Raw genomic sequence first — 11,727 nt, forward strand, 5'->3', positions numbered from 1 at the left:
GCTATTTTTTCTTTTTACTCTTGCCAATACCCAGTTCTTCCTTTAAGAATTGAGGTGTATACCCTTTTGTGCTGAGGGCAACTTCTTCGGGAGTGCCATAGCTAAGTAATTCTCCACCACCTCTACCTCCTTCGGGACCCATATCTATAATATAGTCGGCAGCTTTAATTACATCCAGATTATGTTCTATCACAATAACGGTATTTCCTTTGTTTACGAGTTTGTTTAATACTCCCAGCAAAACCCGGATATCCTCAAAATGCAATCCGGTAGTAGGTTCATCCAGAATATAGAGAGTTTTTCCTGTATCTCGTTTCGATAATTCCGTAGCCAGTTTCACTCGCTGACTTTCACCTCCCGAAAGTGTAGTAGATGCTTGCCCCAATTTGATGTATCCAAGCCCTACCTCCTGAATAACTTTTATTTTATTCAGTATTTGAGGAACATTTTCAAAGAACTCCACAGCCCTGTTTATGGTCATATCAAGTACATCAGCTATAGATTTCCCTTTAAACCGTACTTCCAATGTTTCACGGTTATATCTTTTACCATGACAAATTTCACAGGGTACATATACATCCGGCAAGAAGTTCATTTCAATGGTTTTATAACCGTTACCCGAACAAGCTTCACACCGTCCACCAGTTACATTAAAAGAAAAACGTCCTGGTTTATATCCTCTGATTTTTGCTTCCGGAAGTTCTACAAATAAGTTACGTATATCCGTAAAAACTCCGGTATAGGTAGCCGGATTAGAACGAGGGGTTCTACCTAATGGCGATTGATCTACATTTACCACCTTATCTATATACTCAAGTCCTTCTATCGAATCATATTCTAATGGGTCTTGAAGCGAACGATAGAACTTTTGCGACAATATAGGTTGAAGTGTTTCGTTTATTAAAGTAGATTTGCCACTTCCGGATACTCCAGTTACACATATAAGCTTTCCCAAAGGAAAATCTACATCTACATTTTTCAGATTATTACCTTTGGCTCCTTTCAATCGGATAATTTTTCCGTTTCCTTCGCGTCGTTTTGCCGGAATCTCTATTTCTTTTTCTCCATTCAAATATTGTGAAGTCAAAGTACTTGTAGATAACATTTCTTTAGGAGTTCCCTCAAAAACAACTTCACCGCCTAAACGTCCGGCTTTCGGTCCCATGTCAATTACATAATCGGCAGCAAACATCATGTCTTTATCATGTTCTACCACAATAACCGAGTTACCAATATCCCGCAACTCTTTTAAAGAGTTTATAAGGCGTAAATTATCCCGCTGGTGTAATCCGATACTGGGTTCATCCAATATATAGAGAACATTTACCAGTTGAGAGCCGATCTGAGTTGCTAAACGAATACGCTGACTCTCCCCACCGGATAAAGAAGCCGAACTACGGTTTAATGACAGATAATTGAGCCCTACATCCAGAAGAAACTTTAAACGAGTACGAATTTCCTTTAATATTTCTACTGCTATTTTCTTTTGAGTTTCTGAAAGGTATTGGTCTACATTCATCAACCAATCATAGAGTTCAGATATATCCATGTTTGCCAGTTCATAGATATTCTTATCATGTATACGAAAGTGCAATGCTTCTTTATTTAATCGAGCTCCTTTACATTCCGAACATACGGAAGTTCGAGCAAACTGTTCTGCCCATTTTTGTGCCGTAGCCGACGCATCCTTTTCCTGCAACATCTGAATGTATTTTACTACTCCTTCGTAGGTCACAAAATAATCGGATGTAGTACCTAAAACAGAATTCTTAATTTTTAATCGTTCATCAGATCCATATAATATCTCTTCAATTACATCATCTGGCAATTTCGACATTGGAGTTTTAAGGGTTGTATCATACTTCTCCAACAAAGCAGCTATCTGCCAGAATATCATTGAGTTTTTGTATTTTCCCAACGGTACTATGGCACCATCATAAACAGAAAGTTTCTTATCCGGAATAACCTTATCAACATCAATCTGATTCACTACGCCCAATCCTTTGCATTTAGGGCAAGCTCCTTGTGGAGAGTTAAATGAAAAATTGTGAGGAGCAGGTTCTTTATAAGATAAACCTGTTAAAGGCGACATCAACCTTTTGCTATAATGACGAACTTCCATTGTATCAAAATCCAGGATCATGATTAGTCCATCACCTTGTTTCATAGCAATGGCTACACTTTGTTTCAAGCGATTTTCATCTTTTTTGCTTACTGCCAGTTTGTCAATAACCACTTCTATATCATGGTTTTTATAGCGGTCGAGCTTCATTCCATGCTTTATTTCCTTCACTTCGCCATCTACACGAACATTCAGATATCCTTTTTTGCGGATATTCTCAAATAATTCTTTATAATGTCCTTTACGTGCCCTAACAAGGGGAGCTAAAATATAGATTTTCTTGTTGCCATATTCTTTTTGAATAAGATCAATGATTTGTTCTTCAGTGTATCTCACCATTTTTTCGCCAGACAAATAAGAATAGGCCTCTCCTGCCCTGGCGTATAGCAAACGCAAATAATCGTAAACTTCGGTAGTTGTTCCTACTGTTGAACGGGGATTTTTATTCGTTGTTTTTTGTTCAATAGATATAACCGGACTTAAACCTGTTATTTTATCCACATCAGGACGTTCCAGATTACCCAGAAAATTACGGGCATAAGCCGAAAATGTTTCAATGTATCTTCGTTGTCCTTCTGCAAAAATGGTATCAAAAGCCAGAGAAGACTTACCACTACCACTTAATCCGGTAATTACAGTTAAACTATTGCGGGGAATCTCAGCATCAATATTTTTTAAATTGTGTACGCGCGCACCATACACGTTTATATATTCTGTCTCTTGCATCATCAAATAATATTTAATGCAAAATTACAATTTCCACTCGAAATAAAATTTTATTTTAGGCTTATATATGTCGAAGTTTATAAGTTTTTAAGTTCTTAACGCATTCTGTATAGAATTTTATTACTTTATTTGTACCTTTGCGCCCTTGAGATTGTACAGTAGACTAATTAGATAATCATAAAGCATCATAAATGAAATCTTTAAAAAGAATTTTTTTCATTATTTTCCTAAGTGGTTTGTATGCAATAACTATTCAGGCACAGGAAAATATTACTTATTTTCTTCATAAAATAGAAAAAGGACAAAGTTTATATTCCATTTCAATTATGTATGGTGTTAGCCAGAATGATATAATCAAACTTAATCCGGGTTGCGAAGAAAAGATATACACCGACCAAACTTTAAAAATTCCACAAGTAACCCCAAAGACAGAAGAAACACCCAAAGATATATTTCATACTATTCAGGCAGGCGAAACATTGTATCGAATAACCAAAATATATAATGTAACAGCTAAAGATATAACCGACGAAAACCCTGGACTTAGTGCTGCTAATTTCAGAACCGGAGAAGTGATTCGTATTCCTGCAGCTAAACAACAAGTTGAAGTAATTGAACCTACACCAGAAATTCCTGCGGCAGTTGTTCCACGCTGCCGTGAAATGCACAAGGTAAAACGCAAAGAAACAATTTTTAGTGTTAGCCGCAGTTATAATATATCGGAAGAAGAATTAATCACTGCAAATCCGGAATTGAAAGACGGAATGAAAAAAGGGCAACTGTTATGTATCCCCTTCCCTGCCCCTCCAATGGAAACTAATAAAGACGAAGAACCATTGGTTATACCTTCAAATACCGAACTATTCAAGGAAAATCAGGAAGTTCCACACCAGTTGGCTTCAATAAAAGCTGCTTTGATACTTCCATTTATTATTGATGGTGACAAACAAGCAGATGCAGCCAGAATGATTGAATATTACGAAGGTTTTCTTATGGCTGTAGATTCGCTGAAAAAGGTTGGTGTTTCGATGGATATTCATGTGTATAATTCAGGAAATAAACAATCTTCTATTAACGCCATCATAAAGAAACCGGAATTAAAGAATATGGATATTATCTTTGGCCCTCTTTATCAGGAACATGTAAAGCCACTTTCCGACTTTGCCGATGAGAATAATATCCGTTTGGTTATACCTGTTTCGTCGCGCATTGATGAAGTTTACCAAAACCCATTGATCTATCAGATAAACCCTCCACAATCTTATTTATACTCTGAAGTTTACGAACATTTTGTACGCAACTTCCGTAATGCTAACGTTATCATTCTGGATATGGGGAAAGATGATGATGATAAAACCAGTTTCCTGACTGGGTTAAAAACAGAACTCAACAAACAAAAAATACCAGTTCAAACACTTAGTGGTAATTCGAATGTGGCTACTCTCAGGGCTTCTTTGAAATCCGACAAGCAAAATATTTTTATTCCCAGTTCGGAAAGCGATCAAACTTTAGTAAAGATTCTACCAACATTAGAGTTGTTGGCAAAAGATCCTAAACAGCAAATAAGTTTATTTGGATATCCTAAATGGCAAACATATACAAAAGATCATTTAAATAGTTTCTTTGAATTGGATACTTATTTCTATTCATCGTTCTACACCAATAATTTGTTGCCAAGAGCAATAAATTTCATTAACTCGTATCATAAAGAATACTCTAAAGAAATGATTAACATATATCCTAAATATGGCATGCTAGGTTATGATACAGGTTTCTTCTTTTTAAGTGGGCTGGCCAAGTATGGTACTGGGTTAGAAGCAAATATCTCAAAAATGGATGTGCAATCTATTCAAACCGGTTTTAAATTCGAAAGAGTAAATAACTGGGGTGGATTCATCAATAAAAAAGTATTCTTCATTCATTTTGATAAGAACTACGAATTAACCAAACTGGATTTTGATTAAGCAATAATTTAATGTACAGTATATGTATAAAAGATATATTCTCCTCCTTATTATAATGATAACCCTACCAGCTATGTCGCAAGTAGGCGAGTTGCGTAATAACTTTGCAATAGGTTTTAATGGAGGAATAAATTATAGTAATGTTTCATTTACACCTAAAATTAAACAAAGTGGCTTAATGGGATTTGGTGGTGGTATAACAGCACGCTATATTTCGGAAAAATACTTTGCTATGATTTGCGGTTTGCAAGTTGAGTTAAATTATACACAAAGAGGCTGGAAAGAGCTGATCGAAGATGACTCGAACGATGAATACAGCCGCAGTATGAATTATCTGGAAATTCCATTCCTTGCACATCTGGCTTTTGGGAAAGAGCGTGGTGCACGTTTCTTTATAAATCTTGGCCCACAAATAGCCTTTTTATTAAATGAGAGTGAAAAGTTTAGCGATCCATTTACTGACACCTCAACAACAGAGCGCCCTATTATAGAACAGTATCACAAGGATGCAGAAAAAAAGTTTGATTATGGAATAGTTGGTGGATTAGGTTTGGAAATACGTACAAAAGCTGGGAATTTTCTTCTTGAAGGAAGGTATTATTTCGGTTTGGCAGATATATTCAACAACACCAAAAAAGATTTTTTCAGTCGTTCTGCCCACACTACTATTTTAGGAAGAGTAAGCTACTTATTTGATCTTAAAAAGTAACGCTATTTCCTCAATCAGTCTCTCTTTAACCTCATTCATATCAATTTCCCTGCTTAATTCTTTTTGCAGGGAAGTTACTCCCCTATCAATAAATCCACAGGGATTAATATAGCTAAAGTATTTTAAATCGGTATTTACATTAAGAGCCAATCCATGCATGGTTACAAAGTGACTGCTACGCACACCAATAGCACATATTTTTCGTGCAGTAGGCTTATCAACATCTAACCATACACCTGTAGCATTTGCCATTCGGCCGGCAGAAACATTATAGGATGCACATATACGAATCACAGCTTCCTCTAACTTGTAAATATAAGCTTTTAATCCCAGATGTGCTTCGTCGATGTTAATTATTGGATAACAAACCAACTGACCAGGGCCGTGATAAGTAATATCACCTCCCCTGTCAATATGGAAAAGAGTTGCACCTATTGTTTTAAGTTGCTCCTCACCTAAAAGCATATTGTTTACTTTTCCACTCTTGCCAAGCGTATAGACATGTGGATGCTCACAGAGTATAACATAGTTCTTGTATGGTTTTCCAGCAATTTTCTTATCTATCAAATCGTTGAAAAGCTCCGTTTGTTTACTCCATGCTTCATTATAAGGTATAAGACCCCAATCTTCAAAGAAAAGATTCATGAATATTTCGGAGTTATTTTTTATTTTCTCCCTCTTTGGATTCTTCAACAAACTTAGCTTCATAATTAAACTTCTTGAAGCCTGCTTGTATATTCTCTACTGTAGTTTTATCTGCATCGTATGTTATTGTTACAGTTTTATTTTCCAGATTGGTTTCGATCTTCTTCAGTCCTTTTTCAAATTTTATATTATTGCGAACTTTCTTTTCACAATTTTGGCATTCCATTTGGTTTACTTTAAAAATCGCAGTACGAATATCCTTTGCCAAAGCCGAAGTTATACCTACAAAAGTCATAAGTATAACTACTAAAAATATTTTCTTAGTCATAATATATTTTATAATTAAAAGCCTATAAAGATATAGCTTTTATTCAGATTGTACAAACAAATATTTTGTTTATGTTTGCAGAAAAAATCACTATTATGGCAGAAGAATTATACATACCAACCGGAAACGATAAAGAAAAAATATATACTGCTTTATTGCCTCAAATTAAATCGTTGACAGAACACGAAAGTGATCTGATTGCTAATCTTGCTAATGTTACAGCAGTTCTTAAAGAAGCATTTAATTTTTTCTGGGTAGGATTTTATTTTGTGAAAGAAGAAGAGTTAGTATTAGGACCTTTCCAGGGGCCTTTGGCATGTACAAGAATAAAAAAAGGAAAAGGTGTATGTGGCAGCGCATGGAGAGACAAGAAAACATATGTAGTTCCTGATGTAGAACAGTTTCCGGGTCATATAGCATGTAGTTCATTGTCGCAATCGGAAATTGTAATTCCACTGTTCACTCCCGATAATAATGTTTGGGGAGTTATGGATATTGACAGTGAATTACTTAATACTTTCGACTATATCGATGAGAAATATCTGGAAGAAATTTGCTACAATATAATATCGCCACTGTTTTTAGCCTGATTTTACCAGCACACAAGGTAAACAAATGAAGTAATAAGATTGTTATAAATAACGCTATCCGCATTATAACAATGAATTAAATATTAATTATAGATTATGAACCGTTTACTATTATTTATTTGTTTATCTGGATTTTATCTGACTGGTTATGCCCAACATGACTCACTAAGAAATCAAATTCTATCTATTATTAAAGGAAAAAATGCGACTGTTGGTGTAGCTGTTAATTTTGACGGTAAGAGTCAGTTAACAATTAACGACAATCAAAAATATCCTATGATGAGTGTTTACAAACTCCATGTTGCTATGGCATTATTGGATTATATGGAAAAGAATAATCTTTCTATGAATACTGAGATTCACATAAAAAAGGAAGATTTATTGCCCAACACATACAGTCCATTGAGAGATAAACACCCAGAAGGTAATATTACAATTCCTATTTCGGAGCTTCTTAAATATACAGTATCGCAAAGCGACAACAATACCTGTGATATACTCTTCGACTATATAGGTGGTCCAGAAACTGTAGAAACTTATATTAAAGGACTTGGTATTGAAAATATAGCTATCTGTTGCAATGAAAAAGCCATGACCGAAAACCCGGATGCTGTTTACACTAACTGGACAACCCCATCGGAAGCTATAAAATTAGTAGAATTATTCAGGGCGAAAAATTTGTTTTCACCCGAATATAATGATTACCTGAAAACCATTCTTATAGAAACAACTACCGGACCTAATAAAATAAAAGGTTTATTACCCGAGCATCTTACTGTTGGTCATAAAACCGGAAACTCATCCAGAAATGCACAAGGTATAAAGATAGCCGATAATGATGTAGGTTTTGTTACCTTACCCAATGGAAGCGGTTATTCGGTAGCTATCTTCATAAAAGATTCAAAAGAAAATGATGAAACAAATGCGCAGATAATATCGCGCATATCGCGTGTAATATTTGAAAATTACATTCAACAGGGAATATAATAGGTACTTTCGACTTCCTTGCGATTTAGATGAGGGTTTCACTGTAGAAAGCCAACAGTTTCACAGTAGGAAACCAACGGTTTCACGGTATGAAACCAACAGTTTCCTATATAGGAAACTACTTGTTTTCTATGCATGAAACTGTTGGTTTTCTATATAGGAAACTACTTGTTTCACTGTACAAAATAAAAATGAAACAAGTTGTTTCATGCACATCTCGCGTGCTGGCAAAGTGTAAATATAATTGCCAGCACACTTTGCCAGCACGCTTTAATAAGCTGTTAATCAGGCAAATAAGCGGCAGTGTGTTGGCAGTGCTGGCAAATTCACACTTTTAAACTTCCTGGTAGAGGAGTTTTGTTTCAATTTTGCTGTTATTAAGTAATAATTTAAAATATATCGATATGTTTATAAAGTTTCTATTTCCATCTAAACCTGCTTCTACAGGTATCTCAATGCTCTTGCTAACGGCAAGAATTATTTTCGGAATACTCTTAATGACCCATGGTATACAAAAATGGAGCAATTGGAGTGAGCTTTCTACAATCTTTGCCGATCCGTTGGGCGTTGGAAGTGCTATATCACTTGGTTTAGCTATTTTTGCAGAACTAGTTTGTGCTATTGCTTTTATATTTGGAGTTCTGTACCGATTGGCTACAATACCAATGATATTTACAATGGCAATGGCCTTCTTTGTTATTCATGGAGGCGATCCATTTGCTGTTAAAGAGTTAGCTTTTGCTTATATGGCAGTTTATATCCTAATGTTTATAGCTGGTCCGGGTAAATTTTCTGTAGACTATTTTTTAGGCAAAGAAATAAATAAAAGAAGAAGATAACCTTTAAATAATAATTTGTTTATATTTGCATACCTAATTTAATCTATTTTATAGGTTAAAGTCGCATAACTAATTAATAACCAAAACATTACAAAATTATGAAAAAAAACAAATTGTCGCTAATTTGTGCATGTGTACTTAGCTGTTCTATTCTATTCAGTTCGTGCATTGGTTCATTTTCTCTTTCAAATCGTTTATTATCCTGGAATAACGAAATCAGTGATAATAAATTTGTAAACGAACTGGTTTTCTTTGCATTCTACATAATACCAGTGTATGAAATTTCTTATCTGGCAGACATTTTGGTAATAAACTCAATTGAATTTTGGAGTGGTAATAACCCACTTGCTAATGTAGGCGAAGTTAAAAAGGTAAAAGGTGAAAACGGAGACTTTTTAGTAGAAACGCTTGAAAATGGCTATTCTATTTCGAAAGAAGGCGAAACTCCTGTTGAACTTATTTATAACCAAGAAACCAATACTTGGAATGTAGTTGCCGAAAACTACAATAAAGAACTTATTCAGTTTAACGAAGATGGAACTGCACAAATCTTTACTTCAGAAGGCACTTCATTAAATGTATCTATCGATGCAGAAGGAGTTATGGCTGCACGTCAGTATGTAATGAATCAAATTTATTTTGCTGCACGCTAATTTAAAGCTGTATCAAAAACATTAATATTAACCACAGATTTACTAATTACATGTTATAATCAGTAAATCTGTGGTTTTCTGTTTAATTCCACAAAGATAGTATACCTCTTCTCTCTGTATTTTTAAACTGTCCATATTTGTAAAGATATAAAAAAACACAGAGTTATTTTAATAATAAAACAACCTCTGTGTTTCTGTAAATTAACGAAGTTGCAATTCCTTCGTTTGATGTGTTTTTTTAGATAATATACTGTGTACTAATAGATTCGTTATTCATAACTCGTCTTATAGTTTCGGCAAACATATCAGCAATGCTTAGCTGTTTTACCTTATTACATTCTTTGCAGAAAGGAATGCTATCGGTAAACACCATTTCAACCAAACCAGAATTCAATACTCTTTCCGATGCAGGGTCGGACATAACACAATGACTGGCAATTGCTCTAACCGAGTTTGCACCAGCTTCCAGCATTACATCAGCTGCTTTGGTTATTGTACCGGCTGTATCAACAATGTCGTCAATAAGTACTACATTCATGCCTTCTACATCACCAATAATCTGCATTGATTCTATTTCGTTTGCTTTTTTACGCGATTTATTGCAAAGCACCAAAGGCACTCCCAGATATTTAGAAAAAGTGCTGGCACGTTTCGATCCACCAACATCGGGAGCAGCAATTACCAGATTCTCTAGTTTCAGAGATTCGATATATGGCAAAAATACTGCCGAAGCATACAAATGATCTACTGGAATATTAAAGAAACCTTGTATCTGGTCAGCATGTAAATCCATCGTAATTAAACGATCGATACCGGCTACAGACAATAAATCGGCAACTAATTTAGCACCGATAGAAACGCGTGGCTTGTCTTTTCTGTCTTGACGTGCCCACCCAAAATAAGGAATAACAGCAATAATACTTTTTGCAGAAGCTCTTTTGGCAGCATCAACCATCAGGAGAAGTTCCATCAGATTGTCTGAATTAGGAAAAGTGGATTGAACCAAAAACACATGCGAACCTCTTATCGATTCTTCATAGGAAACAGCAAATTCTCCATCGGCAAAATGCGTAATATTCATATTGCCTAAAGGACAATTAAGACCTGCACAGATTTTTTCAGCCAGATATCTCGATTTAGTGCCCGAGAATACCATGAATGGCGCTTTTTTACTCATTTTAAATAGTAATTACCTTGGGGTTTTAAATTTCGTGCAAAGGTATAAATCTGTAATCATTAAACAAAGACTTATTGTAGAAAATAAAGAGATATATCTTTTTAAAGTTAGAAGTCACAAAAAAAAGTTATAAATCGGGGTTAAATCTTAGTAAAACAAGAATAAATAATAACTTTGATCTACCAAAACGATGAAGCTGATATGAGGAGACTGATTTTTAGTGTTATAATTCTATCCATTATTCCATTTACGCATCCAAGATTCAACGAGCAGAATGATCAGGTATTTTCTTTACCGAAATTACCCGATACGTGGAAACTGTATGAGGAAATGAATCTCAACGAGATTCTGAGCTACAATCTATTTGAACAAGCCATTACAGGATACAATAAAATAGAAGAAAAGAAAAAGGAAATTATCACCATCATTGATTATTCCAAACCTTCAACCGAAGAGCGTTTATATGTTATTGATTTAAAGAACAAAGAATTGCTATATAAATCACTGGTAGCTCATGGGCGTAATAGTGGTAATTTATATGCAACATCTTTTTCGAACAAAAACGGTTCATATAAAAGTTCGTTGGGATTCTTTCTGACCGAAAATACTTATAACGGAAAAAACGGTTATTCGCTGGTACTCAACGGGCTTGAAAAAGGCATCAATGATATGGCTAAAGCCCGAGCAATTGTGATGCACGCTGCACCATATTCCAGTATTGCCACAATTAACTCTACCGGACGACTTGGACGGAGTTTAGGATGTCCTGCAATACCCCAAACTGTAAGTAAAGCAATAATTAACCTGCTTAAAGGTGGTTCACTTATTTATATCTATGCTAATGATCCTACCTATTTTGTTGCAAGTACACTAATCTCATGAATGCACACAGTTTACAGTAAGGTTAATCATTTAATAATTCTGACACACACATCTCTTACTGTATATTAAAAAAAAGCAGGTAGCCGTGATGGATACCTGCTTTTT

At 35.0% G+C, this 11,727-nt stretch carries 11 protein-coding genes; 7 read left to right on the forward strand and 4 right to left on the reverse strand.

Annotation, left to right across the window (positions count from 1 at the left end; translation table 11 throughout):
- Window position 1: 1 nt before the first annotated feature.
- Entirely contained in the window at window positions 2-2,848 is a 2,847-nt protein-coding gene (uvrA, locus tag D0T85_RS10570; RefSeq protein WP_163213153.1) for an excinuclease ABC subunit UvrA, read from the reverse strand.
- Window positions 2,849-3,039: 191 nt separating this feature from the next.
- Here uvrA and D0T85_RS10575 point away from each other — a divergent pair, with 191 nt between their 5' ends.
- Together D0T85_RS10575 and D0T85_RS10580 are read left to right on the forward strand one after the other, a co-directional pair.
- Entirely contained in the window at window positions 3,040-4,812 is a 1,773-nt protein-coding gene (locus D0T85_RS10575; protein ID WP_163213061.1) for a LysM peptidoglycan-binding domain-containing protein, read from the forward strand.
- A gap of 22 nt (window positions 4,813-4,834) precedes the next feature.
- Window positions 4,835-5,521 (forward strand): porin family protein, encoded by a 687-nt coding sequence (locus D0T85_RS10580; protein WP_163213063.1) that lies wholly within the window; start codon window positions 4,835-4,837, stop codon window positions 5,519-5,521.
- Here D0T85_RS10580 and lipB read toward each other — a convergent pair.
- Window positions 5,501-6,166 (reverse strand): lipoyl(octanoyl) transferase LipB, encoded by a 666-nt coding sequence (gene lipB, locus D0T85_RS10585; RefSeq protein WP_163213155.1) that lies wholly within the window; start codon window positions 6,164-6,166, stop codon window positions 5,501-5,503. The two genes, D0T85_RS10580 and lipB, sit on opposite strands and share 21 nt — an antisense overlap.
- A gap of 13 nt (window positions 6,167-6,179) precedes the next feature.
- Complete coding sequence (locus tag D0T85_RS10590; RefSeq protein WP_163213065.1) at window positions 6,180-6,494, reverse strand: heavy-metal-associated domain-containing protein; 315 nt, start codon at window positions 6,492-6,494, stop codon at window positions 6,180-6,182.
- Window positions 6,495-6,589: 95 nt separating this feature from the next.
- Here D0T85_RS10590 and D0T85_RS10595 point away from each other — a divergent pair, with 95 nt between their 5' ends.
- The 4 genes from D0T85_RS10595 (at window position 6,590) to D0T85_RS10610 (ending at window position 9,563) form a co-directional block, all read left to right on the forward strand.
- The gene (locus tag D0T85_RS10595) at window positions 6,590-7,084 is read left to right on the forward strand and encodes a GAF domain-containing protein (RefSeq protein WP_163213067.1); all 495 of its coding nucleotides are present in this window, start codon (window positions 6,590-6,592) and stop codon (window positions 7,082-7,084) included.
- A 96-nt stretch (window positions 7,085-7,180) separates the two neighbouring features.
- On the forward strand, window positions 7,181-8,071 hold the full coding sequence (bla, locus tag D0T85_RS10600) for a class A beta-lactamase, subclass A2 (protein ID WP_163213069.1): 891 nt from the start codon (window positions 7,181-7,183) through the stop codon (window positions 8,069-8,071).
- Between the two features lie 404 nt (window positions 8,072-8,475).
- Window positions 8,476-8,910, forward strand: a complete 435-nt coding sequence (locus D0T85_RS10605; RefSeq protein ID WP_163213072.1) for a DoxX family protein — start codon at window positions 8,476-8,478, stop codon at window positions 8,908-8,910.
- 98 nt (window positions 8,911-9,008) lie between these two features.
- The gene (locus D0T85_RS10610; RefSeq protein ID WP_163213074.1) at window positions 9,009-9,563 is read left to right on the forward strand and encodes a DUF3332 domain-containing protein; all 555 of its coding nucleotides are present in this window, start codon (window positions 9,009-9,011) and stop codon (window positions 9,561-9,563) included.
- 238 nt (window positions 9,564-9,801) lie between these two features.
- Here D0T85_RS10610 and D0T85_RS10615 read toward each other — a convergent pair whose 3' ends face one another.
- Window positions 9,802-10,740 (reverse strand): ribose-phosphate pyrophosphokinase, encoded by a 939-nt coding sequence (locus tag D0T85_RS10615; protein WP_163213076.1) that lies wholly within the window; start codon window positions 10,738-10,740, stop codon window positions 9,802-9,804.
- Between the two features lie 201 nt (window positions 10,741-10,941).
- On the opposite strand from D0T85_RS10615, the gene D0T85_RS10620 reads away from it, so the two are divergent.
- Window positions 10,942-11,622, forward strand: coding sequence for a murein L,D-transpeptidase catalytic domain family protein (locus tag D0T85_RS10620; protein WP_163213078.1), 681 nt, complete (start codon window positions 10,942-10,944; stop codon window positions 11,620-11,622).
- Window positions 11,623-11,727: the final 105 nt, after the last annotated feature.

The organism is Bacteroides sp. 519, from assembly GCF_010500955.1.
Classification (GTDB): Bacteria; Bacteroidota; Bacteroidia; order Bacteroidales; family Bacteroidaceae; genus Bacteroides.

Excerpts from the sequence above, each read along its gene's own strand:
- D0T85_RS10605 (WP_163213072.1), top strand. The coding sequence starts at position 8,476 with ATGTTTATAAAGTTTCTATTTCCATCTAAACCTGCTTCTACAGGTATC.
- D0T85_RS10620 (WP_163213078.1), top strand. The coding sequence starts at position 10,942 with ATGAGGAGACTGATTTTTAGTGTTATAATTCTATCCATTATTCCATTT.
- D0T85_RS10590 (WP_163213065.1), bottom strand. The coding sequence starts at position 6,494 with ATGACTAAGAAAATATTTTTAGTAGTTATACTTATGACTTTTGTAGGT.
- bla (WP_163213069.1), top strand. The coding sequence starts at position 7,181 with ATGAACCGTTTACTATTATTTATTTGTTTATCTGGATTTTATCTGACT.
- D0T85_RS10610 (WP_163213074.1), top strand. The coding sequence starts at position 9,009 with ATGAAAAAAAACAAATTGTCGCTAATTTGTGCATGTGTACTTAGCTGT.
- D0T85_RS10575 (WP_163213061.1), top strand. The coding sequence starts at position 3,040 with ATGAAATCTTTAAAAAGAATTTTTTTCATTATTTTCCTAAGTGGTTTG.
- lipB (WP_163213155.1), bottom strand. The coding sequence starts at position 6,166 with ATGAATCTTTTCTTTGAAGATTGGGGTCTTATACCTTATAATGAAGCA.
- D0T85_RS10595 (WP_163213067.1), top strand. The coding sequence starts at position 6,590 with ATGGCAGAAGAATTATACATACCAACCGGAAACGATAAAGAAAAAATA.
- D0T85_RS10615 (WP_163213076.1), bottom strand. The coding sequence starts at position 10,740 with ATGAGTAAAAAAGCGCCATTCATGGTATTCTCGGGCACTAAATCGAGA.
- uvrA (WP_163213153.1), bottom strand. The coding sequence starts at position 2,848 with ATGCAAGAGACAGAATATATAAACGTGTATGGTGCGCGCGTACACAAT.
- D0T85_RS10580 (WP_163213063.1), top strand. The coding sequence starts at position 4,835 with ATGTATAAAAGATATATTCTCCTCCTTATTATAATGATAACCCTACCA.